Origin of the sequence: Pseudomonas sp. Pc102, from assembly GCF_018408275.1 — a bacterium.
In the GTDB taxonomy this organism is placed as follows: Bacteria; Pseudomonadota; Gammaproteobacteria; order Pseudomonadales; family Pseudomonadaceae; genus Metapseudomonas; species Metapseudomonas tohonis.
The window spans coordinates 4006584-4032403 of the sequence record NZ_AP021905.1; the positions used below are offsets into that span (position 1 = coordinate 4006584).

19 protein-coding genes are annotated in these 25820 nt (G+C 67.9%); 11 read left to right on the forward strand and 8 right to left on the reverse strand.

Translation table 11 applies throughout. The features are described from left to right. Positions 1-241: 241 nt before the first annotated feature. From PHLH3_RS18230 to PHLH3_RS18240, 3 genes are all read left to right on the forward strand, one after another. Entirely contained in the window at positions 242-1315 is a 1074-nt protein-coding gene (locus PHLH3_RS18230) for a DUF2157 domain-containing protein (RefSeq protein ID WP_213625255.1), read from the forward strand. Beyond that, positions 1312-2139 (forward strand): DUF4824 family protein, encoded by an 828-nt coding sequence (locus PHLH3_RS18235; RefSeq protein WP_213625256.1) that lies wholly within the window; start codon positions 1312-1314, stop codon positions 2137-2139. The genes PHLH3_RS18230 and PHLH3_RS18235 overlap by 4 nt, the downstream gene beginning before the upstream one ends. Before the next feature lie 79 nt (positions 2140-2218). Continuing rightward, on the forward strand, positions 2219-3703 hold the full coding sequence (locus PHLH3_RS18240; RefSeq protein WP_213625257.1) for a sensor domain-containing diguanylate cyclase: 1485 nt from the start codon (positions 2219-2221) through the stop codon (positions 3701-3703). A gap of 40 nt (positions 3704-3743) precedes the next feature. Here the strand turns inward: PHLH3_RS18240 and PHLH3_RS18245 are convergent, their stop codons facing one another. From PHLH3_RS18245 to PHLH3_RS18260, 4 genes are all read right to left on the reverse strand, one after another. Beyond that, positions 3744-3932 carry a YjfB family protein gene (locus tag PHLH3_RS18245; RefSeq protein WP_111261238.1) on the reverse strand — a complete coding sequence of 63 codons (189 nt, stop codon included), beginning with the start codon at positions 3930-3932 and terminating at the stop codon, positions 3744-3746. A gap of 325 nt (positions 3933-4257) precedes the next feature. Beyond that, positions 4258-7905: a translocation/assembly module TamB domain-containing protein gene (locus PHLH3_RS18250; protein WP_213625258.1), complete on the reverse strand. Its 3648-nt coding sequence runs from the start codon at positions 7903-7905 to the stop codon at positions 4258-4260. Next, on the reverse strand, positions 7902-9632 hold the full coding sequence (locus tag PHLH3_RS18255; RefSeq protein WP_213625259.1) for an autotransporter assembly complex family protein: 1731 nt from the start codon (positions 9630-9632) through the stop codon (positions 7902-7904). Before PHLH3_RS18255 ends, PHLH3_RS18250 begins: the two co-directional genes overlap by 4 nt. Before the next feature lie 35 nt (positions 9633-9667). Continuing rightward, positions 9668-10321, reverse strand: a complete 654-nt coding sequence (locus PHLH3_RS18260) for a GNAT family N-acetyltransferase (protein WP_111261235.1) — start codon at positions 10319-10321, stop codon at positions 9668-9670. 134 nt (positions 10322-10455) lie between these two features. On the opposite strand from PHLH3_RS18260, the gene xthA reads away from it, so the two are divergent. Then, positions 10456-11268 (forward strand): exodeoxyribonuclease III, encoded by an 813-nt coding sequence (gene xthA, locus PHLH3_RS18265; RefSeq protein ID WP_213625260.1) that lies wholly within the window; start codon positions 10456-10458, stop codon positions 11266-11268. A gap of 294 nt (positions 11269-11562) precedes the next feature. Continuing rightward, positions 11563-11772, forward strand: coding sequence for a hypothetical protein (locus PHLH3_RS18270; RefSeq protein ID WP_213625261.1), 210 nt, complete (start codon positions 11563-11565; stop codon positions 11770-11772). Between the two features lie 96 nt (positions 11773-11868). Here PHLH3_RS18270 and PHLH3_RS18275 read toward each other — a convergent pair whose 3' ends face one another. Beyond that, entirely contained in the window at positions 11869-12195 is a 327-nt protein-coding gene (locus tag PHLH3_RS18275; RefSeq protein ID WP_173179111.1) for a YegP family protein, read from the reverse strand. 294 nt (positions 12196-12489) lie between these two features. Between PHLH3_RS18275 and PHLH3_RS18280 the strand changes: the two genes are divergently transcribed. The 4 genes from PHLH3_RS18280 to PHLH3_RS18295 all read left to right on the forward strand — a co-directional run bounded on the left by PHLH3_RS18280 (position 12490) and on the right by PHLH3_RS18295 (position 16672). Then, entirely contained in the window at positions 12490-13860 is a 1371-nt protein-coding gene (locus tag PHLH3_RS18280; RefSeq protein WP_213625262.1) for a phosphate ABC transporter substrate-binding/OmpA family protein, read from the forward strand. Between the two features lie 500 nt (positions 13861-14360). Continuing rightward, positions 14361-15356 (forward strand): TerC family protein, encoded by a 996-nt coding sequence (locus tag PHLH3_RS18285; protein ID WP_213625263.1) that lies wholly within the window; start codon positions 14361-14363, stop codon positions 15354-15356. A 6-nt stretch (positions 15357-15362) separates the two neighbouring features. Next, on the forward strand, positions 15363-15569 hold the full coding sequence (locus PHLH3_RS18290; protein WP_213625264.1) for a hypothetical protein: 207 nt from the start codon (positions 15363-15365) through the stop codon (positions 15567-15569). A gap of 74 nt (positions 15570-15643) precedes the next feature. Next, positions 15644-16672 carry a MerR family transcriptional regulator gene (locus tag PHLH3_RS18295; protein WP_213625265.1) on the forward strand — a complete coding sequence of 343 codons (1029 nt, stop codon included), beginning with the start codon at positions 15644-15646 and terminating at the stop codon, positions 16670-16672. A gap of 73 nt (positions 16673-16745) precedes the next feature. On the opposite strand, the gene PHLH3_RS18300 is transcribed toward PHLH3_RS18295, so the two are convergent. Continuing rightward, the gene (locus PHLH3_RS18300; protein ID WP_173179121.1) at positions 16746-17975 is read right to left on the reverse strand and encodes an acyl-CoA dehydrogenase; all 1230 of its coding nucleotides are present in this window, start codon (positions 17973-17975) and stop codon (positions 16746-16748) included. Between the two features lie 161 nt (positions 17976-18136). On the opposite strand from PHLH3_RS18300, the gene PHLH3_RS18305 reads away from it, so the two are divergent. Further along, positions 18137-19072, forward strand: a complete 936-nt coding sequence (locus PHLH3_RS18305) for a LysR family transcriptional regulator (protein WP_111261227.1) — start codon at positions 18137-18139, stop codon at positions 19070-19072. A gap of 22 nt (positions 19073-19094) precedes the next feature. Further along, the gene (locus tag PHLH3_RS18310) at positions 19095-21176 is read left to right on the forward strand and encodes a TonB-dependent receptor (RefSeq protein ID WP_213625266.1); all 2082 of its coding nucleotides are present in this window, start codon (positions 19095-19097) and stop codon (positions 21174-21176) included. Positions 21177-21511: 335 nt separating this feature from the next. Here PHLH3_RS18310 and PHLH3_RS18315 read toward each other — a convergent pair whose 3' ends face one another. Next, positions 21512-24574: an efflux RND transporter permease subunit gene (locus PHLH3_RS18315; protein ID WP_213625267.1), complete on the reverse strand. Its 3063-nt coding sequence runs from the start codon at positions 24572-24574 to the stop codon at positions 21512-21514. Then, the gene (locus PHLH3_RS18320) at positions 24571-25590 is read right to left on the reverse strand and encodes an efflux RND transporter periplasmic adaptor subunit (protein ID WP_213625268.1); all 1020 of its coding nucleotides are present in this window, start codon (positions 25588-25590) and stop codon (positions 24571-24573) included. Before PHLH3_RS18320 ends, PHLH3_RS18315 begins: the two co-directional genes overlap by 4 nt. Between the last annotated feature and the right edge of the window lie 230 nt (positions 25591-25820).

Genomic DNA, 25820 nt, shown 5'->3' on the forward strand with positions numbered 1-25820 from the left:
TCGCCCCTACAAAGCAGCGCCCAACAGGCCTCGCCTTGTAGGAGCGAATTCATTCGCGATGGATCATCCGGCCACTCGCAGCAAGGTGCCGGCGACGGGTCTTTCGCGGCTGAAGCCGCTCCTACAAGGCCGTGCCCGGTGCCATAAAGCGACCCCTGTCGCGCGCCCGCACGCTGCGCATTGCCCATCCACCTCGACGGTTCTAGAGTGCACGGCGGCAACGCACGCAAAAGGACCCGCCATGCAGCCGCAGAACCGCGACCAGGCACAACAACGCGCAGACGATATCCAGGCCTTCCAGCGTGAAGCCGCACGCCTGCGCCAGGAGCAGGCGCTGCCCCTGGACGACGCGCAGATGGCGCGCCTGGGCGAACACCACCGCCGGGTGCTGGCCGACTTCCACGGCCGCTTCGATATCGACCCCGACACGCAGGCCCGCCGCCTGTCCCTGAGCATGCGCATCGCCTCGCTGCTGGGGGCACTGGCCCTGGGCGCCAGCCTGCTGTTCTTCTTCTACCAGTTCTGGGGCCTGCTGCCGGAGACCGCACAGGTTGCGATCCTGGTCGCCGCCCCGCTGCTGGGCCTGGCGCTGACCTGGCAGGTGCGCCGCCGCGACCCGTCCGGCTACTTCAGCAAGCTGGCGGCGATGCTCACCTTCGTCGCCTTCGTGCTCGACCTGGTGATGCTCGGCCAGGTGTTCAACATCACGCCCTCCGACCGCGCCTTCCTCGCCTGGGGCGCCTTCGCCCTCCTGCTCGCCTATGGCTGCGACGCGCGCCTGCTGCTGGTGGCCGGGCTGGTCTGCCTGATGGGCTTCATCTCCGCCCGGGTCGGCAGCTGGGGCGGCTGCTACTGGCTGCAGGTCGGCGAGCGGCCGGAGAACTTCCTGCCCGCCGCCGTGGCGGTGTTCCTGGTGCCGCAATTCATCAGCCAGGCCGGATACGCCGGTTTCGCCGCCACCTACCGCCTGGTGGGGCTGATCACCCTGTTCCTCACCTTGCTGGTCCTCGCCAACTGGGGCAGCGCCAGCTACCTGCCCGGCAACCACGACCTGATCGAGGGTGGCTACCAGTTGGCGGGCTTCATGCTCTCCGCGCTGGGCATCTGGCTCGGTGTGCGCCGCGACTGGCCGGAAGTGGTCAACGGTGCCCTGACCTTCTTCATCATCTTCCTCTACACCAAGCTCTTCGACTGGTGGTGGGAACTGATGCCCAAGTACCTGTTCTTCCTGCTGCTCGGCCTGATCGCCGTGCTGATCCTGCTGGTCCTGGGACGCCTGCGCCGCAGCTGGCTGAAAGAGGAGGAACGCCCATGAGTGTCTTCGACCGCACGTACGCCCTGCCCGCCGCCCTGGCCCTGGTGCTGGCCACCAATGCCGTGGTGCTCGGCGGCGCCTGGTACAACCGCTCGGGCGAGCCCGAAAGCAGCCTGCGCCTGACCCAGCGGGAAGTGCACCGCGACTTCGACAGCTTCGGCTGGGGCCGGGACGAGAACAGCGGCCTGGCGCTAGACCTCGACTGGCGCGTGCTGCCCCTCGACGATGAGACCGGGCGCTACCGCGGCGACTGGCTGGAGGCCGACCGGCTCATCGAGCTCGGCTTCCCGCCCTACGAGGCGGGGGGTGGCGAAATCGACCTGAACACCCGCGAAGCCTTCCTGGTCCTGGAGTTCGACGGCCCCGCCCACCAGCAGGCCCTGCGCCGCGCCGAGGAGCAGCTGCGCGAGGCGGGCGATGCCCTGGCCCGCGACCCAGGCGACGAGGAACGCCGGGAACGCGAAGCGGACGCCCGCAAGGCCCTGGAGGAAGAGCGCGAGACCGCCAGCCGGCTGTTCGTGGTGGACGTCGGCCTCGATGCCGAGGCGCTGCGCGCGCGCCACCCCGATCGCCGGCGCTACGCCGTGGTGCGGGGCGAGATCTACGCCTGGCTGCGCACCGACGGCACCAGGACGCGCATGGTGGGCCAGGTCTCGCGGCTCGCGGTGCCGGCCGTGCAGGTGCCCCTGCGCTGGCGCGAGGCGCTGGACCGCCAGGTGCGCGACAGCGCCTACCTGCCGTCCAAGGGGCCGCTGGAGCTGCAGCTGAACTTCGGCAAGCGCCTGGAGCCGTGGATTAGCGAGGTGCTCGTGCCCGCAGGATGAAAGACCGGGCACGCCGCCCGTGACGCGGCCCCGGCGAGTGGATAGCATAGTGCCATTCGACCAGGGACCCCCTCGCCCGATGCCTTCCAGCCCCCACTCCAGAAAGAGCCAGCATCTGCTGGTGGTGCTGCTCGTGCTGCTGCTCGCCAGCGGCTTCCTCGTCACCTCGCTGGTGAGTTACTACGCCTCCCTGGAGTCGATCCGCGACAGCATCGTCAACACCGAGCTGCCGCTGACCTCGGACAACGTCTACTCGGAGATCCAGAAGGACCTGGTACGGCCCATCCTCATCTCCTCGATGATGAGCCGCGACACCTTCCTGCGCGACTGGGCCATGCAGGGCGAGCAGGACCCGGGGCAGATGACCCGCTACCTGCGCGAAGTGCAGGAGCACTACGGGGCCTTCACCAGCTTCTACATCTCCGAGCGCACCCAGACCTACTACCAGGCCAAGGGCGTGCTGAAGAAAGTGCGCGAGGACGAGCCACGCGACGTCTGGTACTACCGCGTGCGCGACATGAAGGAGCCCTACGAGATCAATGTCGACGTCGACATGGCCAACCAGGACCGCCTGACCATCTTCATCAACTACAAGGTGCTGGACTACGACGGCCGCTTCATCGGTGCCACCGGCGTGGGCCTGACGGTGGACGCGGTGGTCAAGCTGATCGACGCCTACCAGGAACGCTACGAGCGCTCCATCTACTTCGTCGACACCAGCGGCAAGCTGGTACTGACCAGCGCCCAGGGCGGGCCGATGGGGGCGCAGGTCGGGCAGAACCTGGCGGACATCGACGGCATGCGCGACCTGGTGGCCAAGTTGCCGCGCCCCCAGGGCGGCGACTTCACCTGGAGCGAACAGGGCGACAGCCATTACCTGAACGTGCGCTTCATTCCCGAGCTGGACTGGTACCTGTTCGTCGACAAGGCCGAGGAAGGGGCGCTGTCGCACATCCGCAACACGCTCTACCTCAACCTGTTCATCTGCCTGGCGGTCACCGCCGTGGTGCTGATCCTGCTCAACCTGCTGGTGCGCCGCTACCAGGTGCGCATCGCCGCGCTGGCCACCACCGACGTGCTCACCGGCCTGCCCAACCGCCGGGGCTTCGACATCCTCGCCGGCCAGGCACTGCAGGAGGCCCGGCGCGAGCAGCGCCCATTGACCGCCCTGCTGCTGGACCTCGATCACTTCAAGCAGCTCAACGACACCCACGGCCACCTGGCCGGCGACCAAGTGCTGCAGGGTTTCGCGCAGAACCTGAAAAGCGGCCTGCGCCAGTCGGACATCATCTGCCGTTGGGGTGGCGAGGAATTCATCCTGCTGCTCAAGGACACCGGCACCGCCACGGCCTTCGAGCTGGCGGAGAAGATCCGCGAGCAGGTGCAAGCGCAGCGCTACCGCTTCGAGGGCAAGGAACTGCAGGTGACGGTGAGCATCGGCCTGGCCGAGATGCACCAGGACGACAGCCTGCACAGCCTGATCGGCCACGCCGACCGCGCGCTCTATCGGGCCAAGCAGGCAGGACGCAACCGTGTGTGCAGCGAGCCGGGCGGCGGGGAGTGACGGGAGGCGGAACGGTTGGCGACGGTGAGCGCGGTGCGGCTCAGGCCATCACATCGATGGTGTTGCCGAGGTTCGGCGGGTTGCTCGAGACCGGCGACGGCACCGCCTCCAGCAGCGCCAGGGCGCTTTGCGACTGAATGTCCATCGACTGCTTGAGCACGGCGATCTGCACCTTCATGGCGAGCTGGGCGGCGCTGGCGTCGGAGATGGAAGCGGCGGATACGTCCACGCTTTTCGAGTCCCGGGGCGGTGTGTTCGGGGTGGATTCTGAGGCCCATCGGGCCCCCTGAAAAGCACCGTCAGTCGCCTGAAACCCGCGCCGTTGCGCTTGCGGCGGCATTCTGGGCCGCTCTTGTAGGGGCGACTTCAGTCGCCAAGCAGCCCGCAGGGCTGCCCTGTCGGCCACCGGGGCCACAGCGTTGCCCATGGGCGAATGAATTCGCCCCTACACCAACCGTCCGGTCAAACCGTGCCGATCCGCATGGGTTTCGCTTGGCTCTACCCATCCTGCGTGCTTGCATTGAGTTCACCTCGACGTCGGTTGCCCTGCCCGCTCAGAAATCCCGCTTGTAGAACAGGTCCAGGGAGCTGGCGAGGCCGCTGGCGGCTTCGATGTACAGGCGCTTGGTGAGTTCGTAGCGCAACGCGACGACGCTGGTGGGTTCGAGCACGCCGAGGCCGTAGCGGATGCTGAGGCGGTCGGTGAGCACGCCGGTGGCGCCGTCGTCGCCGATCTGGAAGTCCTTGAGGCCGAGCTTCTGCGCCAGCTCCGAGGTCAGCGGCGCGCTGCCGGACAAGCCCAGCGCCAGTGCCGCCTGGCCCAGCGCGTTGCCGTCGCTGCCGCGCTCCAGCGGACGGCCCAGCACCAGGTAGGACAGCGCCTGCTCCTGGCTCATGGCCGGGGTGGAGAAGACCTGCGTGGTGGGCTCGTCGGCGCGGCCGTTGAGGCGGATGCCGGCGGTGACGTCACCGATCTTGCGCACCGCCTCGACGTCCAGGTAGGGCTGGTCCAGCGGCCCGGCGAACAGCAGCCGTGCCCGGCGCAGGTCGAGGCGCTGGCCATAGGCGCGGTAGCGGCCGTTCTTCAGGTTGAGCTCGCCGCGCCCGGCGAGGTTGTCGCCCACCTTGAGGTGGCCGACGAGGTCGGCGGTGAGGCCGAAGCCGCTGAAGGACAGGCGCTCCTGGCCCACTTCGACGTCGACGTCCATGGCCAGTTGCAGTGGCGCCTGCTCGTCCTCCTGCTCACCCACCAGGTGCGCGTCCGGCGAGACCTTGACGGCCTGGGGCGGCAGCTCGCGGATCTTGATCTGCCCCCGGGGCACCCGCACCTTGCCGGTCAGTGCCAGGCGCTGGTCGGCCATGCGCACGCGCAGGTCGGGGTCCACGTCCAGATTGGCGTAGGGCTCGACCACCACCGGCAGCGCGTTGCCGCGCACCGCCAGGTCCATGTCCAGGCCCTGGCTCCAGGCCAGGGTGCCGGAAAGGGTGCCGCGGCCCTTCTCGCCGCTGCGCCAGGCGCCGCTCAACTCCAGGCTTTCCCCGGCGATGCGGGCATCCAGGGTCAGGTCCTCGATGCGGGTCGGCAGGTCGCCGCCGGCCAGTTTGCCGCCGTGCAGGCGCACCTGGCCCAGCACGTTGGGCGCGAGCAGGGTGCCGCCCAGGGTGCCGGCGCCGTCCAGCTGGCCTTCCAGTTCCTCGACGCCGGTGACGAAGGGGCGCAACACGGCGAGGTCCAGGCCCTCGAGGCGGAAGTCGCCGGACAGTGGCTTGCGCAGCGGGCGCGGGTCGATGCGCGCGTCGACCTGCAGGCGGCCGAGGCGCTCGCCCTGGAACAGCAGGCGGCTGTCGATGCCCTGGGGCCGCAGGGTGCTTTCCAGGCGCATGGCCTGGTAGGGGAAGTCGACCCATTTGCCGTCCCTGCCCTCCTCGCGCAGGCGCAGCACGCCGTTGCTGGCATCCAGTTGCACGCGCCCGCTGGGGCCACGGGCCGGGAGTTCGAGCTGCAGGTCGCCATCGAGGGTGCCGTGCCAGGCGAAGTCGTCCGGCAGCCATTCGGCCAGGCTGTCGAGGGGGAAGTCGCGCAGGCGGTAGTCGAGCTTCGGCTCGGGGAGCAGGCGCTGGTCGCCGCCACAGAGACTGGCGGGGCCGGAGCGCCAGCAATGGGCGCCCAGCTCCAGGCGTCCATCGGCCAGGCGCTGCAGCTTCGCAGGCTGTTCCAGGCGCCAGTCCTGGCCGCCGCTTTGCAGCTCGCCCCGGCTCAGCCGGCCGCGCCAATCGCCTTGGTCCAGCACGCCGTCGAGGGCCAGCTGCAGGTCGAGCAAGGGGCCTTGCAGGCGGGTATCCAGTTGCTGCCGTTGCCGGTCGCCCGAGGCCTTGAGGCTGAGGTCGCCCAGGGCCTTGTCGCCGGTCTGGAGCTGGCTGGCGTCCAGTTGCAGGGTGCCGTTCTGCCGAGCATCCAGCCGCGCCTGCAGGGTCAGCTGGCGCAGGCGCTGGTCACGCAGGCCGAGACGCTCGCCCTTGAGATCCAGTTGCCCCTGGGGCGCGTCGGCGCTGCCGGCTACCACCAGCTTGCCGGTGAGGCCGCCGAACAGGCCGGGCCAGAGCTGGCCGAGCCGGCCCAGGGCGATGTCCAGCTGGCCATCCAGGCGCTGGTCGAGGCGGCCCTTGCCGTCGATACGGTTGTCGCCCAGGCGGGCCTGCAGCTGGCCCAGCTCCCAGCGCTGGCCCGCACCCTCGGCCACGGCCTTGAGCAGCGCCGGCTGGCCGCGCAACTGGCCCTTGAGGTCGAGGTCGGCCTTGAGTTCGAGCTGCTGGCGATAGCGCCCCTGGCTCGCCAGGGTGCCGGCCAGGCGCCCCGGCAGCTCGGCCAGCCAGTAGGCCGGGTCGAGGTCGTCGAGGGCGAGAGCGGTGTCCCAGTCGAGGCCATCGGCGAAACCGAGTTGCAGGCGGCCCCGGGCCTTGCCCTGCCCGGCCTTCAGTTGCAGGTCGGGCAGCTCCACGCGGGCCAGGTCGCCCTGCAACGGGCTGGCCAGGCTGAAGTCGCCGGCCGGCCCCTTGAGCGCGGCGTCGATCTGGCCCTGGTAGCGGCCTTCGCTGAAGTGCACCTCGCCGTCCAGTCGTTGCAGGGCCACAGGCGGCTCCTGTTCCTGGGGGTAGAGGCGCGGCCAGGGGAAGTCGCGCCAGGCCAGTTGCGCGTCGATGGCCAGGGCCTGCTGCCAGTCGATGCGCCCCTGCAGTTGCACGCTCTGTTCGGCGGCGGCGCTGAGCAGCAGGCGCTGGACTTCGGCCCCGGCGGCGGTGACCTTGCCGGCGAGATCGAGGGCGACATCACCGCCCTGCCCCGGGAGGTTGGCGCGTCCCTGCACGGCGTAGCCCTGTTGCAGGTCACCCTTGGCGTCCAGCTCGATGCGCTGCAGGGTCAAGGTGTCCGGCAGCTCGGCCTGGGCCTTGAAGGCGGCGGCCCTGATGCGCGCGCTGGCGGGCAGGTGCGGCGCCAGGGGCTGCAGTTGGCCGTCGAGGGTGGCGGCCAGGTAGCCGCTGCTGGTCGCATGGGCCACGAGGGTGCCCTGCAGGTCGCCTTTCGCCTCCAGGGCCAGGGACCAGGGCTGGCCGTCGACGGCGGGCAATTGCAGGCTGCCGCTGGCCTCGAGCGGCCAGCCGTCGCGAGGCTGCAGGGTGCCCTCGAGCGCCAGGGCGAGATCACCGAGGCGCAGGCCGGCTTCCTCTATATGCAGGCCGTCGGCCAGCCACTGGGCACGCAGGTGCAGGCCGCTGAGCTGTTCGCTGCCGTCCAGCTCGAAGCGCTGCACGCGCACCTCGCCCAGGCGGATCGCCAGGGGCAGGTCCAGGGCCGGCAGTTGCAGTGGCTCGTCGGAAGGCTCGCCGCCCGGGGCCAGGCTCAGGGCCACGGCCTCGGCCGCAAGCGTGTCGATGCACAGGGTCAGCTGGAGCAGGCACCCAGGCGACCACTCCAGTACCGGGGCCGTGATCGACAGGCTGTCGCCGTCCTGCTGCCAGGCCAGGTGCTCGGCGCTCCAGCGCCCACCGAGCGTGCCGCTGAAGCCTTCCACGGTGAGGCCCGGCACCCGCGCCAGCAGCCAGCGGCCGCCGGCTTCGCTGAACAGCAGCGCAGCGACGCCCGCCAGCGACAAGGCGAGAGCGCCGGCCACCGCGAGCAGGCCGAGCCTGAGGCCGCGCCTCACAGTTCGGGGCCCATGGAGAAGTGGATGCGGAAGCCGCCGGGGTCGTCCAGCGCCTTGGCCAGGTCGAGGCGGATCGGCCCCACCGGCGATACCCAGCGCACGCCGATGCCGGCACCGGTCTTCATCGCAGCGTTGAGCGAGTCCATGGCGTTGCCCCGGTCGACGAAGGCGGCGATGCGCCAGCGCTCGGCCACCGGGTACTGGTACTCGGCGCTGCCCACCACCAGGTAGCGGCCGCCGACCTTGTTGCCCTGGCGGTCTTCGGGGGAGAGGGTCTGGTAGTCGTAGCCGCGCACGCTCTGGTCGCCGCCGGCGAAGAAGCGCAGCGAGGGCGGGATGGCGCCGAAGTCGGTGGTGGCGATGCCGCCGAGCTGCACCCGCGCCAGCACCCGGTGCCCGCCGGGCAGGGTGTAGAGCCCCTTGGCCAGGGCGCTGGCGTAGGTCATGTCGGCATCGGAAAGGATGCCTTCCTTGGCCGCGCGCAGGTCCGCCTGGAGGTGGTAGCCCTGGCTGGGGTCGAGGCGGTTGTCGCTGCGGGTGACGCTGTAGCCGATACCGGGAATGAGGAAGCTGCTGCGCCCATCCGGGCTGCCGTCGCCGAAGTCGTAGCTCTCCTGCTCCCAGCGCAGGGAGACGACGCGCTGCCAGTCGTCCGGCAGTTTCGATTGCCACTGGGTGCCGAGGGTGAAGCGGCGGCTCTCGACGTCCACCAGTTCCTCGCGCTGGAAGCCGCTGGTGAAACGCAGGCTGTCGGTCAGCGGCGGGTCGAGGGGGATTTCGTACCAGGCACCGACGTTCTGCCGCGCCGCGGACACTTCGGTCTCGGCGCCCAGGCGATGGCCCTGGGGGTTGACCCAGTGGCGCGTCCAGTTGGCCCGCGCGCGTGGCCCGACGTCGGTGGAGAAACCGACCCCGAGCCCCATGGTGCGCGGCTTGACCGCACCGAGCTGGACCTTGACCGGTATCCGCCGGCCCTCCTCCGGGTCGGGCAGCGCGTCCACCCGCACCTCGTCGAAATAGCCGCTGGCCTGCAGGTTCTGGCTGAGCTTGGCCACCAGGTCGGCGTCATAGGGCGTGTTGGGGGAAAAGGGCACGAGTCGCGCCAACAGCTCTTCGTCGAAAGGCGTGTCGCCCTGGAAGCTGACGCGGCCCAGGTCGTAGCGCGGGCCACTGGCGTACACCAGTTCGATATCGGCGACGCCGGCACGGGGATCGATATCGAGGCGCTGGGACGTGAAGGCGCCATCGAAGAAGCCATAGCGCAGGGCCTGGTTCTGGATGAGCTTCTTGGCGTCCTCGTAGGCGCCGTGGTTGAGCGGCTGGCCAGGCTTCAGCGCCTTGCTCCCGGGCACGCGGAAGGCCTTGAGGGCACTGGCTTCCCCGTCGACGCGCACGTTCACGTTGCGCAGGCGCACCGGCTCGCCGGGCACGACGTCCAGCTGCAGCCTGGGGTCGTCGCCCGGTAGTACGCGGCTGTCGATTTCCGCCTGGTAGTAACCCAGGGCCTGCACGGCCTGCCGTGCCTGCTCCTCGGCGGCACGGCGGTAGCGACGCAGGGCGATTTCGTCACGGTCACCGAGGCTGCCGATGAAGGCCTCGATATTGGCCTTCACCGCAGCATTGGCGGGGGTCACCTTGACGTCCAGCGAGGCCTTGGCCAGCGCGGTCGAACAGAGGCACGACAATCCGAGCGCGAGCAGCCCACGCAATCCTTGGCACACATTCATGCGCGGGATGCTAGCACGGCTTGCCGGGAGTCTTCCTAGGCGTTCGCCTGCAGCGCCGGCGTCGGGTTGGGATGGAAGAACACGTGCTCCCGCACCGGTCCGAGGGCCACTTCGCCGATCTCCTCGTAGCCCTGGCGCTTGTAGAAATCCAGGTAGCGCGCGTTGCCGGTATCGAGCACCACGCCCTGTGAGCCGGCGTCCTCGGCACACCAGTCGTGCAGCGCCTGCAGCAGCTTCTCGCCCAGGTGCTTGCCCTGGAACTGCGGGTGGATGCCCAGCAGCGGCAGCACGTGGTAGGGCCCGGGCGGCAGGCAGGCGAGCACGGCGTCGTGGTACTCCAGGTAGCGCTTGGTGCAGCGGAAGCCGGTGGTCATCAGCATGCGCAGCCGCCAGCCCCAGCTTTCGGTGATGTCCAGCCGGCGCTGCGGCGGCGCGATCAGGGCGATGCCCACCAGGCGGTCCTCGATCAGCAGGCCGATGGCCGGCAGGTCCTCGAGGAAATGCTGCTGCACCAGCTCGCGCACCGTGGCACGCACGCGCTGGTCATAGCCGGCGCGCTCGGCCTCGAAGAGGTAGGCGAAGGTGGGTTCGTGGCGGTAGGCGTGGTAGAGCAGCGAGCGGGCCTCGCGGGCATAGCCGCCGTCGAGCATGCGGACTTCGACCGGCGCGGTGGGAACGTATCCAGGCATTCACGGTGACCTCGTTTGTTATGTGGTTATCAGGCCCACAGGCAAGGTAGCACCGCCCCCAGGGCCTCGCCACACGGGTGGCAGGGCGTGCCGACGATGGGCTAGGATCGGCGTTTTTCCAGGGTGGCTCAGTCATGAAGATCGTTTCTTTCAATATCAACGGCCTGCGTGCGCGTCCTCACCAGCTCGAAGCGCTGATCGCCAAGCATCAGCCGGACGTGATCGGCCTGCAGGAAACCAAGGTCGCCGACGACCAGTTCCCCGAGGCGGACATCCGCAAGCTCGGCTACCACGTGCACTACCACGGCCAGAAGGGCCACTACGGCGTCGCCCTGCTCTCGCGCCAGGAGCCGCTGGCCCTGCACAAGGGCTTCCCCAACGACGGCGAGGATTCCCAGCGCCGCTTCATCTACGGCACCTTCGCCGATGCCCAGGGCAACCCGGTGACGGTGATGAACGGCTACTTCCCCCAGGGCGAGAGCCGCGACCATCCGATCAAGTTCCCCGCCAAGCAGCGCTTCTACGCCGACCTGCAGGAACTGCTGCTGGGCCGTTTCCAGCCGGACCAGCCGCTGGTGGTGATGGGCGACATCAACATCTCGCCGGAAGACTGCGACATCGGCATCGGCGAGGAGAACCGCAAGCGCTGGCTGAAGACCGGCAAGTGCAGCTTCCTCCCGGAGGAGCGCGAATGGCTGGCGACCCTCAAGAACTGGGGCCTGGTGGACAGCTTCCGCCACCTCCACCCCGAGGTGAACGACCGCTTCAGCTGGTTCGACTACCGCAGCCGCGGCTTCGAGGACGACCCCAAGCGCGGCCTGCGCATCGACGTGATCCTGGCCACCAGCCCGCTGCAGGCACGAATCAGGGACGCCGGCATCGACTACGAGCTGCGCGGCATGGAGAAACCCTCCGACCACGCGCCGATCTGGCTGGAGCTGAGCTGATGGCGCTCCGCTCGCCATCGATCCTTCCCTCCCACTCCCGCAATTGACACCCCCGCCCGAGCCCCTAACGTTGCCCCGCTGCCCACCCTGGGCAGCCGGGATTGGCGTCCCGACCAGACTTGAGAAGGCACTGAGCATGGCTCGGTGCCTGGCATGGTCGCACCCGTTTTATGGGTGGACCGTGCAGGGCATCTTCCGATGCGCCGGTTCTCTTGTCCCGGAACGCCAACCTGTACGGTCCACCCACCCTGATTGGCGTCAGGGCGCGGAATTCTGAAGAGACGGGAGTCAATCATGACCATCACCACCTCGATTCCGCCCCACCTGAAAGGCGATCTGAGCTACCTGTCCCACCATGAAGCGGCCTACGGTCGTCTGCGGGCACTGCTCGACATGCTCAGTTTCCTCGCGGCCATTCCTGATCACGGCACGCCTTCGACGAAGGTGTTGGCGGGCGCCTTCACCTGCCTGGAATACCTCGCCGAAGACGTCATCCGGCTCTAGGATGCCGACCTCGCCGCCCCTAGGCATGGGCGATAGCCCGGAAACGGAGGCAAAAAAAAGCCCATCTCGCGATGGGCTTTTTCAGTTGCGCCGCACTCAGACCAATTCGATCTTCGGCGTGGTGCCGAGGGTCATGATGTTCTCGATGGCCGCGTCCAGGGTCGGCTCGGAATCGTAGAGGTGGCTTTCGAGGATCACCTCGCGCCCGGCCTTGAGGCGGAAATAGTTCTTGCCACCGGTGGCCATGCGGCGCTCGTAGCGATCCTCGTTGGCGCAATGGTTGCGGAACAGCGCGATGGCGTTCTCGGCGCTGTCCCGGCAGGGGTAGCGGCCGCTCTGCAGCACGACCTGCGCCTCCCGGGTCTTCAGGCGGAAGCGATATTCACCATTGCCATACTTCTTCAGCTCGAACCAACTAGCCATTTCCAACTCCTTAGCTACGCGTGGATGCACCCCGAAAACGAGGCCTGGTGCCTGGCACGGGCGAGCGAGGGACGCTTGAGCTTCCTTGCCTGCCGCCCGGCCAGACAAAGTTGCAAACCATACCGACGTCCCCGCGAGCGGTATGCCGGCCGAGCGGGGCATCCGGCGTAGGCCCTGGTCCATGCGGGGGCCGGAAAGGGCCCAGGGCAGCGCGCCCTGTCATATCTTCGTCACCTCGCTGACTTAATCTCGCGGCATTTCCCAGCCACCCCTAGCGATAAGGCCCGCCGCACGATGCGCGACCTCTGTGAACGTGATATCTGGAGCCGGACCCTCAGCCTGCTGCTGCTCGGTTTCGTCTGCTACGCCCTGCCCTGGTCGGTGTTCGCCGCCCTGCCCCTGCCCGCCGACAAGAACCCGGTGCTGCGCATCCAGGGCTCCAACACCATCGGTGCCAAGCTCGGCCCGGCCCTGGTACGCGGCCTCATGGAGGAGGAAGGCCTGGGCGGCATCCGCCAGGAGCCCGGCACCCAGGAAAACGAAGTGCAACTGGTGGGCAGCGCGCCCAACGGCCGGGAAGTGCGGATCACCGTGGCCGCCCACGGCTCGGGCACCGGTTTCGTCGCCATCAAGGACGGCAGTGCCGATCTCGCCGCGTCCTCGCGCCCGATCAAGGACGCCGAGGCCGGCGACCTCTCGGTGTTCGGCGACCTGAAGAGCCGCTACGGCGAGCATGTGATCGCCATCGACGGGCTGGCCATCGTCGTCAACCCGGGCAACACCCTGACCAGCCTGAGCACCGAGGAGCTGGCACGCGTCTTCGCCGGCGAGGTGAAGACCTGGGAAGAGATCGGCGGCAAGGGCGGCGCCATCCACCTGTATGCCCGCGATGACAAGTCCGGCACCTTCGACACCTTCAAGGAACTGGTGCTGGCCGCCCACGGCAAGAGCCTCGCTGCCTCGGCCAAGCGCTTCGAATCCAACGACAAGCTCTCCGAAGCCGTCAGCGCCGATGCCGCCGGCATCGGCTTCGTCGGCCTGGCCTCCGTGGGCAAGTCCCGCGCCGCAGCCATCGCCGATGGCGAATCCCAGGCCATGGCGCCGTCGGTGACGCAGATCGCCACCGAGGACTACCCGCTCTCGCGCCGCCTGTTCTTCTATATGAAGCCCGGCGAGAAGAATCCCTGGGCCCAGGCCCTGGTGCGCTTCGCCCAGGGCCCGCGCGGCCAGGCGATCGTCGCCCAGACCGGCTTCGTCGCGCAGACGGTGCAGGCGGTGAAGGTCGCCGCCCAGCCCGACATGCCCAGGGACTACCAGCAGCTGGCCCGCGACGCCCAGCGCCTGTCGGTGAACTTCCGCTTCCAGGAGGGCAGCGCCAACCTCGACAACAAGGCCCTGCGCGATGTCGAGCGCGTGCTGGACTACCTGAAGGAAAACGGCAAGCTGAGCAACCAGGTGGCCCTGGTGGGCTTCGGCGACCCCAAGGCCGACCCGGGCCGCGCCGCCCTCCTGTCCAAGCTGCGCGCCATGGCCGTGCGCCGCGAGCTGGCCAAGGCCGGTGTGTCCTTCCGCGAGATCACCGGCCTGGGCGATGAACTGCCGGTGGCCGCCAACAGCGAGGAAGGCCGCATCAAGAATCGCCGTGTGGAAGTCTGGGTCTACTGATCGGATCGACATCCAGCGTCATCCTCGCCCCCGTCCGGATCGGTTCCGGACGGGGGCGATTTCTTTGGGCCAGAGGTTTGGGAATGGCGGCGCTGTGCGCCGCTTGGCGACTGAAGTCGCCCCTACAGTCGCCCCAACAGTCGCCCCTGTGAATGCCCCACGCCGGACATGACCGATGTGTAGGGTGGAGGTCGCTTTTTACCTCCACCAGACGGAGTCCTGCGCGGCACGTCACCGTGCCTGGAACGCCGCATCGATGAACCTCGTGGAAGGCCGGGCACCTCGTCCCGGAAAGCACGGCTGAACATTCCCTTCGCACTCCCCGCCCCTTCCGCAGTCGATAACCTTGACCGCGCGCAATGAAATGAAACGTTGCCGGTTTTCCTGATTCCATCGCTGCGCTAGCCTTCCCTCATGTGACGCCGGGCCCCTCTGACGGTTTGCACCCGCCATGTCGGAGTCACTGTTGAGCATTCAGCACGACAAGCAAGGAGGGGCTCATGTCAGCTCTGCACACGTTCCTGTTCGCGGATTTCCTGGGCACCGCCACCTGGCTGTGGCTGGTGTTCATGGCCATCGTCATCGGCCTGCTGGTGTTCGACCTCGGCGTCCTGCACCGCGACCAGCATGAAATCGAGATGCGCGAGAGCCTGCTGCTCTACAGCGGCTACTTCGCCGTGGGCGTCGCCTTCGGTGGCTGGGTCTGGTTCGAGCTGGGCGCCCAGGCGGCACTGGAGTTCTACACCGGCTTCCTGGTGGAGCAATCGCTGTCGATGGACAACGTGTTCGTCATGGCGATGATCTTCGGCTTCTTCGCCATCCCCCGCCGCTACCAGCACCGGGTGCTGTTCTGGGGCATCCTCGGGGTGATCGTGCTGCGTGCGCTGATGATCGGCCTGGGCACCGCGCTGGTGAAGGAGTTCGACTGGATCCTCTACATCTTCGGCGCCTTCCTGCTGTTCACCGGTGTGAAGATGCTGTTCAGCCGCGAAGAGGCCGAGCGCGACCTGTCGCAGAACCGCGTGCTGCAGTTCGTGCGCCGGCACATGCGGGTCACCGACGAGATACATGGCGCGCACTTCTTCGTGCGCCTGAAGGACGCCTCCGGCCACACCCTGCTCTGGGCCACCCCGCTGTTCCTCGCCCTGGTGCTGATCGAACTGGCCGACCTGGTGTTCGCCGTCGACAGCGTGCCGGCGATCTTCTCCATCACCCAGGACCCCTTCATCGTCTACACCTCGAACATCTTCGCCATCCTCGGCCTGCGCTCGCTGTACTTCGCCCTGGCCGCGCTGATGCACCGCTTCGTCTACCTCAAGTACGCCCTCGCCCTGGTGCTGATCTTCATCGGCGGCAAGATCTTCCTGCACGGATTCATCGGCAAGATTCCCGCACTGCTCTCCCTTGGCGTAACCTTTGGCCTGCTTGCCGGTGGCGTACTGCTGTCCCTGTTCAAGACCCGCGACCGCCCGCAGGCTTCATCAGCCGGAGACTGAGAATCGATGCGAGACGTGCAGATCGTAGTGCTCGAACAACGAGGTCGGGTGATCTGGCAGGTAAAGATGGGCCAACGCGGGGTGAGCTTCCACGAAGAACTCGCCGCGCGGACCTTCGCCGCCCAGTTGCACATGCGCCTGGAGTGGCTGCGCCAGCAGCGCGATGCTGCCAACGCCGTTTCCCAGGAACCCTCCCAGCCCCTTCAGGAATGACTCCAGATCGTGCTTGACCCTCACGCGACGTCAGGCCCGAGGATGCCGCCAGGCACGCGAGGAGAGACAAGGACATGCCTTTGAAAGTCGGTGAACTGGCCAAGCGCTGCGGGCTGACCGTGCGTACGCTGCACCATTACGACCAGATCGGCCTGCTCCGCCCTTCCGCGCGCTCGGGTTCCGGTTACCGCCTCTACGGCCGCACGGACATCGCCCGTCTCCACCAGATCCAGGTCCTGCGCAAGCTGGGACTGTCCCTGGGCGAGATCGGCGCGTGGCTGGACGAGGCGCCGGTGTCGCTTGCCCCGCTCATCGAGCAGCAGATCCGCCAGCTCGATAGGGAAATCGCCCACCGGCAGCTCCTGCGCGAACGCCTGGCCACCCTCGGTGGCCAGTTGCAGAGCGGCCAGGAGCCGGAGCTCTCCGAATGGCTCACCACTCTGGAATTGATGAACATGTACGACAGCTATTTTTCCCCCGGGGAACTCAAGGAATTGCGCCTGTACGCGGACGAGGCGCGGCGGCGCGAATGGGCCGCGCTCGTGGCACGGGTCCAGGCGCTGATCGCCAGGGGCGTGCCACCCCAGGCGGACGAGGCGCAGGCACTCTCGCGCACCTGGATGACCATGCTCGAAGCGGATACCGGCGCCAATCCGGTGCTGTTCGCCAAGCTCAACGCCATGCACGAGGCGGAGCCGGCGCTGCGGGAGCAGACCGGCATCACCCCACAGACCATGGCCTACGTGGTCCAGGCCTTCAGCGAGACCAAGCTGGCGATCTACCAGCGCTACCTGACGCCCGAGGAATTCGCCTTCCTCAAAGCCAACTACGGCACGCGCATGCACGAATGGCCGCCGCTGATCGCCGAGGTGCACCAGCAGATGGAATCCGGCGCTCCGGCTGACGACCCGGCCACCCTGGCCCTCGCCCGCCGCTGGCTGGAGCTGTTCCGCTCCTATGCCGGGGACGATCCGGCCACCCAGCAGAAGATCCGCCAGGCATTGGTGCAGGAGCCGGAACTGCGCCACGGCTCCTGGGCCAGCGACGCGCTGCTGGACTACCTGCGCCAGGCCATGGGGCACCTGATGGCCGCGCGCCGCTGAAGAGTTCCGCCACCTGAAACGAACGAGGCCCGCACGGTTTCCCGTGCGGGCCTCTTCGTTACTGCGCGGGCGATCAATGGCCGCTGCGCAGCATTTCCTTCGGTACGTACTTGCCGATCTCGAACTTGCCGATCGCCGCGCGGTGCACTTCGTCCGGGCCGTCGGCCAGGCGCAGGGTGCGCTGCATGGCGTACATGTAGGCCAGCGGGAAGTCGTTGGAGACACCGGCGCCGCCGTGGATCTGGATGGCGCGGTCGATCACCCGCAGGGCGACGTTGGGCGCCACGACCTTGATCTGGGCGATTTCGCTCTTGGCCACCTTGTTGCCCACGGTGTCCATCATGTAGGCCGCCTTCAGGGTCAGCAGGCGGGCCATGTCGATCTCCATCCGCGAGTCGGCGATCTTGTCGATGTTGCCACCCAGGCGGGCCAGCGGCTTGCCGAAGGCGGTGCGGCTGACGGCGCGCTTGCACATCAGTTCCAGCGCGCGCTCGGCCATGCCGATGGAGCGCATGCAGTGGTGGATACGGCCCGGGCCGAGGCGACCCTGGGCGATCTCGAAGCCACGGCCCTCGCCCAGCAGCACGTTCTCGTAGGGCACGCGCACGTCCTCGAACAGCACTTCAGCGTGGCCGTGCGGGGCGTCGTCGTAGCCGAACACCGGCAGCGGACGGAGGATCTTCACCCCGGGGGTGTCCACCGGCACGAGGATCATCGAGTGCTGCTGGTGGCGCGGCGCGTCCGGGTTGGACAGGCCCATGAACACGAGGATCTTGCAGCGCGGGTCGCAGGCGCCGGAGGTCCACCACTTGCGGCCGTTGATCACCCATTCGTCACCCTGGCGCACGGCGCGGGCTTCCATGTTGGTGGCATCGGAGGAGGCCACGCCCGGCTCGGTCATGGCGAAGGCGGAGCGGATCTCGCCGCGCAGCAGCGGCTCCAGCCATTGCTTCTTCTGTGCTTCGTTGGCATAGCGCACCAAGACTTCCATGTTGCCGGTATCCGGCGCGGAGCAGTTGAACGGCTCCGGGCCGAGCAGCGAGCGTCCCATGATCTCGGCCAGCGGCGCGTATTCCATGTTGGTCAGGCCGGCGCCGAGTTCGGACTCGGGCAGGAACAGGTTCCACAGGCCCTCGGCGCGGGCCTTGGCCTTGAGCTCTTCCATGATCGCGGTGGGCTGCCAGCGATCACCCTCTGCGACCTGTTGCTCGAATACCGGCTCGGCCGGATAGACGTAGGTGTCCATGAACGCGGTGACGCGTTCACGCAGTTCCTGAACCTTGGGGGAGTAGGCGAAATCCATGCGGAGCTACCTTCTGACGGATGTTTTCTGGGTACGGGTGAGGTGTGGAAATGATGCTAGAACAGCGATTAAGATTTATCTAACCTATTTTCGCCGTGTATAAACATTCATCACCGATATATGATCCGCCGATAAAAACAGCCTACGGAGTGCGCTCGAAAATGAATCTGAACAAGGTCGATCTCAACCTCTTCATCGTCTTCGACGCCATCTACACCGAGGCCAACCTGACCCGCGCCGGGCAGATCGTGGGCATCACCCAGCCCGCCGTTTCCAACGCCCTCGCCCGCCTGCGCGAGACCTTCAACGACCCGCTCTTCGTGCGTACCGCCCAAGGCATGGTGCCCACGCCCATGGCGCAGAACATCATCGGCCCGGTGCGCAACGCCCTGCAGCAGCTGCGCATCTCGGTCCAGGAAAGCCGCACCTTCAACCCCGGCCAGGCCAACAAGACCTACCGCATCAGCATGACCGACCTCACCGAGACGGTGATCCTGCCGCCGCTGTTCCAGCGCCTGCGCCGGCTCGCCCCCAACGTGCAGATCGAAAGCTTCCTGGCCAAGCGCCGCGAGACCACCAAGGAGCTGGCCGCCGGGCGCCTGGACTTCGCCGTCGATGCCCCGCTGAACACCGACCCGCAGGTGCGCCACGTCAAGCTGATGGAAGACCGCTACGTCTGCGCCATGCGCCGTGGCCACCCGCTGGCGAAGGAGAAGATCAGCCTCGACGAATACCTGTCGCTGACCCACATCCACATCTCCAGCCGCCGCAGCGGCCTCGGCTACATCGACCTGTCCCTCGGCAAGATGGGCATCCAGCGCAAGATCGCCCTGCGCTCCCAGCACTACCTGATGGCCTCCACCGTGATGCAGAACACCGACATGGCGATGACCGTGCCCGAGCGCTTCGCCCGCCGCCACGAGCTGCACTACGTCGAGCTGCCGGTGAACGACGTGCCCTCCCTGGAAACCCACCTCTATTGGCACGAGAGCACCGACCAGGACCCGGCCAACCGCTGGATGCGCGAGCAGATGATCGAGATCTGCCAGCAGGTCACCGCCCAGGAACAGCGCGCCGAAAAAGCCGAGAAGGCCTGACCCGCCACCCAGGGACGCCCCCATGCCGACTCATCGATCCGCCTGGGCGCTGTCCCTGGCGCTCGCCCCGCTGGCCCAGGCCGAAACGCTGCAGGTCGAGCCGCTGGTGATCACCGGCAGCCGCTACCCGGCCAGCGGCTTCGACCTGCCCTTCTCCGTCGACCGCATCGAGCGCGAGCAGGCCAGCCTCGGCCAGCCCGGGGTCAACCTCTCCGAGGCGCTCAACGCGGTGCCCGGCCTGGTGGTGCAGAACCGCCAGAACCAGGCCCAGGACCTGCAGGTCTCCTCGCGCGGTTTCGGCGCCCGCTCGGCCTTCGGCATCCGCGGCATCAAGCTGATCGCCGACGGCATCCCCGCCTCCAACCCGGACGGCCAGGGCCAGGCGGCCACCTTCGACCTCGACACCCTCGACCACATCGAAGTGCTGCGCGGCCCCTTCGCCAGCATCTACGGCAGCAACGCCGGCGGCGTGATCCAGGTATTCTCCCGCGACGGCCAGGGCGCGCCCAAGGTCTCCAGCGAAACCTCCCAGGCCGCCTGGGGCACCCGCCGCACCCGCATCACCGCCGAGGGCGGCAACGAGCAAGGCGGCTTCCTGGTCAACCAGTCCCACTACGAAAGCGACGGCTACCGCAAACACAGCGCCGCCACCCTGGACAAGACCTTCGCCAAACTCACCCTCTACCCCGACGACACCAGCAAGCTGGCCCTGACCTTCAGCCAGCTGAACCAGAACGACACCCAGGACCCGCTCGGCCTGACATGGGCCGGCTACCAGGCCGACCCGCGTGGTGTCGCCGACGCGGCGCTGAACTACGACACGCGCAAGACCATCGACCACCGCCAGGCCGGCCTCAACTACGAACACGCCTTCGACGCCGGCACCTGGCAAGCCACGTTCTATGGCGGCACGCGACGGGTGATCCAGTACCAGGCCATCCCCTCCTCCGCCCAGGCCAGCCCGCGCAGCGCAGGCGGCGTGATCGACTTCGAGCGCAGCTTCCACGGCGCCAGCACCCGCTGGCTGCAGGACTTCGACCCTGGCCTCGGCAACCTCACCCTCACCACCGGGGTGGACTACGACCACTCCAGCGACGACCGCCATGGCTACGAGAACTTCGTCGGTACCCAGCTGGGCGTGCGCGGCAACCTGCGCCGGGACGAGCGCGACGAGGTCAGCAGCATCGCCCCCTACCTGCAGCTCGGCTGGCGCCTGGGCGACTTCAACCTGCAGGGCGGCCTGCGCTACAACGAAGTGGCCTTCGATGTGGATGACCGCTACATCCGCCCCGGCAACGGCGACGACAGCGGCTCGGTCACCTACCGCGACTTGACCTCGACCCTGGGCGCCAGCTACGCGCTGACGCCCGATCTGAACCTCTACGCCAGCTGGGGCAAGGGCTTCGAGACGCCAACACTCAACGAGCTGTCCTACTCCGGCCCCGGCGACAGCTTCGGCTTCGACCTCGATGCCGCCAGCAGCCGGCAGTACGAAGTCGGCATCAAGAGCCTGCTGGGCGAGGCCACCCGCCTCAACCTCGCCCTGTTCCGCATCGACACCGAGGACGAACTGGTGGTCGAGGCCGCCAGCGGCGGCCGCACCCGCTACCAGAACGCCGCCCGCACCCGGCGCCAGGGCCTGGAGCTGTCCCTGGACAGCGCGCTCGGCGAAACCCTGCACACACGCATCGCCTACACCCGCCTCAGCGCCACCTACGACCAGGGCTTTCGCAGCGGCGGTCGCGACATCCCCGCCGGCCGCCACCTGCCCGGCGTCCCCGCCACCAGCCTCTGGGGCGAACTGGAATGGCGCCCGCGCGAAGGCATCGCCACTGCGCTGGAAGGCCTCTATCGCAGCAAGCTCTATGTCGAGGACAGCAACAGCGCCCGCCCGGCACCCGGCTACGCCCTGCTCAACTGGCGCGCCCGCTTCGAACAGAAACTCGAGCGCCTGACCTTCAGCCAGACCCTGCGCCTGGACAACCTGCTGGACCGCCGCTACATCGGCTCGGTCATCGTCGGCGACGGCAACCAGCGCTACTACGAACCCGGCCCGGGCCGTGCCTGGTATGTCGCGGCGGGTGTGGAATATGCGTTCGACTGAATGATCCGCGAACCCGTCGGGTTGCACCCGACCTACGGCCTGAAGGCCCGCACGGGCCTCATCGCGGATGAATCCGCTCCCACAACAGGAGCGGGCAAATGAATTCGCTCCTGCACCCTCCCCCCGTAGGAGCGAGCTCTGCTCGCGAACCCCGTGCCCCGTAGCCCGGGCTTCAGCCCGGGGTGCTCCCCCTCGGCTACGGCTCAGGGCATGAGCGCGTGCTGATCCCGACTCCGCCTGGTGGAGGTAAAAAGCGACCTCCACCCTACGCCCCTTGATAGTCGGTGCAACGGCAAGGGCGGGCGCATGCGTTCGCCCCTGAAGCCTGCCAGGCATCACGCCAGCGCCGGCTCCTCCAGGCGCATCGGCCGCCAGTGGCGCAGCTTGCGGTAGAGCGTCGGCACCACGAACAGGGTGAAGAAGGTGCCCACCAGCAGGCCGCCGACGATCACCATGCCGATCTGCTGGCGGCTCTCGGCGCCAGCGCCGGTGGCGATCGCCAGGGGCAGCGAGCCGAGGACCATGGCGCCGGTGGTCATGAGGATCGGCCGCAGGCGCTGCACCGAGGCTTCCATCACCGCCTCGTCCAGGCTGCGGCCTTCGCGCAGCAGCTGGTTGGCGAACTCGACGATGAGGATGCCGTGCTTGGTGATCAGCCCGATGAGCGTGACCATCCCCACCTGGGAATAGATGTTCAGGGTGCCGCCGAACAGCTCCAGGGCGAGCAAGGCGCCGGCGATGGAAAGCGGCACGCTGAAGAGGATGATCAGCGGGTCGACGAAGCTCTCGAACTGCGCCGCCAGCACCAGGTAGATGAACACCAGGGCCAGGGCGAAGGTCAGCGCCACCCCGGCGCTGGATTCCTTGAAATCGCGGGAGGTGCCGGTGTAGTCGAACTGGGTCTCCGGCGGCATCACCTCGCGGGCCACGCGCTCCAGGTGGGTCAGCGCCTCGCCCAGGGTGTAGCCGCTGCCGACGTTGGCGCTGAGGGTCACCGCGCGCAGCTGGTTGAAGTGGTTGAGCTCGCGCGGCGATACCGTCTCCTGCACCTCGATGAGGTTGGAGAGCTGCACCATGCTGTCGTCGCGGCCGCGCACGTACACGCGGTTGAGGTCGTCGGGGTTGCTGCGGTCGACGTTGGCCAGCTGCACCAGCACGTCGTACTGCTCGCCGTTCTGCTTGAAGCGGGTCACCTGGCGGCTGCCGAACAGGCTTTCCAGGCTGCGGCCGATGGTGGCGACATCGGTGCCCACGGCGGTGGCCTGCTCGCGGTTGACCGTGACCTTGAGCTGCGGGGTGTTGAGCTTGAGGTCGGTGTCGATGCTCTCCAGCCCCGGGTAGTCGCGGATGCGCGCCAGCAGTGTGTCCACGTACTGCTGCAGCTCGGCGTATTCCAGGGACGAGCGGATGACGAAGTTCACCGGCTGGTTGCGTGCGCTCTGCCCCAGCGGCGGTCGGTTGACCGGGAAGGCACGCACGCCGGGGATGTCCTGCAGCTTGGGCAGGAGCTCGTCGCGGATCTCGAACTGGCTGCGGCTGCGCTTGTCCCAATCCTCCAGCTTCATGAACGACAGGCCCTGGGCCACGGTGGGGAAGCCCACCACCACCATGTAGCGGTTGGTCTCGGGGATGGACTTGTAGGCGTCCTCGAGCATCTTCGCGTAGCGGCTGGTGTACTGCAGGGTGGCGCCGTCCGGGCCGTTGAGGGTGCCGACTATGGTGCCGGTGTCTTCGGTGGGCGCCAGCTCGCTGCGCAGGCCGGAGAACATCCAGGCGCACAGCAGCAACACGCCGACCAGGAACACGGCGATCAGCACCCAGGCGCGCAGCACCCGCTCCAGTAGGTGGCGGTAGCTGTAGGTGAGGCCGTCGAGGAAGCCTTCGACCAGGTTGTACAGGCGGCCATGGCGCTCCCCGGGCCGGTGCGCCTTGAGCAGTTGGCCGCACATCATCGGCGACAGCGTCAGGGCGACGAAGCCGGAGACCAGCACTGCGCCGGCCAGGGTCCATGAGAATTCGGTGAAGAGCTTGCCCGAGGTGCCCTGCATGAAACCGATGGGCGCGTAGACGGCCGCCAGCGTCAGGGTCATGGCGATCACCGCGAAGGCGATCTCGCGGCTGCCCTTGAACGCCGCCTGCACCGGCGACAGGCCCGCCTCGATGTGCCGGTGGATGTTCTCCAGCACCACGATGGCGTCGTCCACCACCAGGCCGATGGCCAGGACCATCGCCAGCAACGTGAGGGTGTTGATGGTGAAGCCCATCAGCGCCATCAGCGCACAGGCGCCGATCAGCGACACCGGGATGGTCACCAGCGGGATCAGCGTCGCCCGCAGCGAGCGCAGGAACAGGAAGATGATCAGCACCACCAGCACCACCGCCTCCCAGATGGTGGTGTAGACGTTGGAGATGGATTCGCGGATGAACAGCGAGTTGTCGTTGGCGATCGCCATCTGCATGCCTTCGGGCAGCAGCTCGCGCACCTCGGGCAACGCGGCATTGAGGCCGTCGGAAATCTCCAGCGGGTTGGCCGTGGCCTGGCGCACCAGGCCCAGGGACACCGCCGGGCGGCCGTTGAAGCGCACCAGCGAGCGCTCGTCGGCGGCGCCGATCTCGGCGTGGCCTACATCGGACAGGCGCAGCAGGTAGCCACGGCGGTCGTCGATGATCAGGTCGTTGAATTCCTCGGGGGTCTTCAGGTCGGTTTCCGACAGCACGCTGAACTCGCGCTGCACCGACTCGATGCGCCCGGCGGGGATCTCCACGTTCTGCCGGCGCAGGGCGTCCTCCACGTCCTGCACGGTGAGGTCGTGGGCGGCGAGCTTCTCCGGGTCCAGCCAGATGCGCATGGCGTAGGTGCGCGCACCGCGGATCTGCACCTCGGAGACGCCGGGAATCGTCTGCAGGCGATCCTGCACCACACGCTCCAGCACATCGGTGATCTCCATCGCCGAGTGCCGCTCGCTGTAGAAGGCGATCCACACCACCGGCTGGGCATCGGCCTCGACCTTCTGCACCACCGGCTCGTCGATCTCGGTGGGCAGCAGGCCGCGCACCCGGCCCAGGCGGTCACGCACGTCGTTGGCCGCCTCGTCGGCGTCGGTGCCGAGGCGGAACTGCGCAGTGATCTGGGTGTTCTCCGAGCGGCTGATGGAAGACACGAAGTCCAGCCCCTCGATGCCGGAGAGCACGTCCTCGATGGGCTGCGCCACCTGGGATTCCATGATCTCCGGGCTGGCGCCGGGGTAGATGACGTTGACGGTGACGATGGGTACGTCGATGTTCGGGTACTCGCGCACCGTCAGGCGCTGGTAGGCCATCAGCCCGAGCAGCACCACCACCAGGGAGAGGACGGTGGCGAATACCGGGCGGCGGATGCACAGGTCGGACAGGGTCATAGCTCACCCCGCGCGACGGTACGCACCTCCTGCCCGGGCCCGGCCTTCTGCCAGCCCGCGGTGATCACCTGCTCGTCGCCCTGCAGGCCCTCGCGCACCTCGGCCTTGCCGCGCTGGCGCTGGCCGATGCGGATCTGCCGGCGCTCCACCTTGCCGTCGACGACGATGGCGACGAACAGTTGCTGGCCGACCGGGATCACCGCCTCCTCGGGAATCAGCAGCGCGTCGGGACGCTCTTCGAGGATCACCGAGACCTTGACGAACTGGCCGGGCTTGAGGCGGTGGTCGGCGTTGCCGATCTGCGCGCGGATGGCCTGGCTGCGGCCGACTTCGTCCAGGCGCGGGTTGAGGGCGATGATGCGGCCACGGAAGCGCTCGCCCAGGTAGGCGTCGACGCTGATCTCCACGGCCTGGCCGAGGTGCACCTGGGACACGGCCTTCTGCGGCACGCGGAAATCCACCTTGAGCGGGTCGAGCACCTCCAGGTTGACGATGTCCTGGCCGGGGCTGAGGTAGTCGCCGGTGCTCACCTGGCGCAGGCCGAGGAAGCCGTCGTAGGGCGCGCGGATCTGGGTCTTGTCGAGGCGCGCCTGGGCCAGGGCCAGGCTGGCGCGGGCGGCCTGCTGCTGGGACTGCGCCTCGTCCTGGGCCTGGGCATTGCTGGCGCCGCGCTTGAAGAGCATCTGCGCGCGCTGGTAGCTCTTCTCCGCCAGCTCCAGGTTGGCGCGGGCCTGGTCCAGCTCGGCGCGGGCGATGGCGTCGTCGAGGCTGACCAGCAGATCACCACCTTTCACCGGCTGCCCTTCCTTGAAATGCAGGCTGGCCAGGCGCCCTTCGATCTCCGGGCGGATGGTCACCGACTCGTCGGAGCGCAGCGAGCCGAAGGTCACCAGCTCGTCCCGCACCAGCGTGCGCTGGGGCTCGGCCACCTCCACCAGCGGCGGGTTGGCGGCGAAGGCCGGACAGGTGAGCAATCCACACAGCAGCAACGGCCAGGCGCGGCGACGAGCGATCATCAACAGCCTCTTTTCGAGTCGTTCTTGTCGGAAATGAAAAAGTCTACCGGGAGTATCGGCGGACTTTTGTCAGGGGCACGTAAAGATAGAGGCAGTCTGTGACGCTTTGTATCGGAACGGATGCATTTCGCAGGCGGGCAAGGCGGCGTGGGAGCGGTTTCAACCTCGATGCCCCGCAAGGGGCCTTTTTCGCGAATGAATTCGCTCCCACGAAGATGGCGCCCGGTACC

Bases quoted from the DNA above. Each gene is read 5' to 3' on its own strand.
- PHLH3_RS18285 (WP_213625263.1), top strand. From the start codon at position 14,361: ATGTCAGCTCTGCACACGTTCCTGTTCGCGGATTTCCTGGGCACCGCC.
- xthA (WP_213625260.1), top strand. From the start codon at position 10,456: ATGAAGATCGTTTCTTTCAATATCAACGGCCTGCGTGCGCGTCCTCAC.
- PHLH3_RS18320 (WP_213625268.1), bottom strand. From the start codon at position 25,590: ATGATCGCTCGTCGCCGCGCCTGGCCGTTGCTGCTGTGTGGATTGCTC.
- PHLH3_RS18295 (WP_213625265.1), top strand. From the start codon at position 15,644: ATGCCTTTGAAAGTCGGTGAACTGGCCAAGCGCTGCGGGCTGACCGTG.
- PHLH3_RS18305 (WP_111261227.1), top strand. From the start codon at position 18,137: ATGAATCTGAACAAGGTCGATCTCAACCTCTTCATCGTCTTCGACGCC.
- PHLH3_RS18290 (WP_213625264.1), top strand. From the start codon at position 15,363: ATGCGAGACGTGCAGATCGTAGTGCTCGAACAACGAGGTCGGGTGATC.
- PHLH3_RS18300 (WP_173179121.1), bottom strand. From the start codon at position 17,975: ATGGATTTCGCCTACTCCCCCAAGGTTCAGGAACTGCGTGAACGCGTC.
- PHLH3_RS18260 (WP_111261235.1), bottom strand. From the start codon at position 10,321: ATGCCTGGATACGTTCCCACCGCGCCGGTCGAAGTCCGCATGCTCGAC.
- PHLH3_RS18315 (WP_213625267.1), bottom strand. From the start codon at position 24,574: ATGACCCTGTCCGACCTGTGCATCCGCCGCCCGGTATTCGCCACCGTC.
- PHLH3_RS18280 (WP_213625262.1), top strand. From the start codon at position 12,490: ATGCGCGACCTCTGTGAACGTGATATCTGGAGCCGGACCCTCAGCCTG.
- PHLH3_RS18310 (WP_213625266.1), top strand. From the start codon at position 19,095: ATGCCGACTCATCGATCCGCCTGGGCGCTGTCCCTGGCGCTCGCCCCG.
- PHLH3_RS18275 (WP_173179111.1), bottom strand. From the start codon at position 12,195: ATGGCTAGTTGGTTCGAGCTGAAGAAGTATGGCAATGGTGAATATCGC.
- PHLH3_RS18240 (WP_213625257.1), top strand. From the start codon at position 2,219: ATGCCTTCCAGCCCCCACTCCAGAAAGAGCCAGCATCTGCTGGTGGTG.
- PHLH3_RS18255 (WP_213625259.1), bottom strand. From the start codon at position 9,632: ATGAATGTGTGCCAAGGATTGCGTGGGCTGCTCGCGCTCGGATTGTCG.
- PHLH3_RS18235 (WP_213625256.1), top strand. From the start codon at position 1,312: ATGAGTGTCTTCGACCGCACGTACGCCCTGCCCGCCGCCCTGGCCCTG.
- PHLH3_RS18270 (WP_213625261.1), top strand. From the start codon at position 11,563: ATGACCATCACCACCTCGATTCCGCCCCACCTGAAAGGCGATCTGAGC.
- PHLH3_RS18230 (WP_213625255.1), top strand. From the start codon at position 242: ATGCAGCCGCAGAACCGCGACCAGGCACAACAACGCGCAGACGATATC.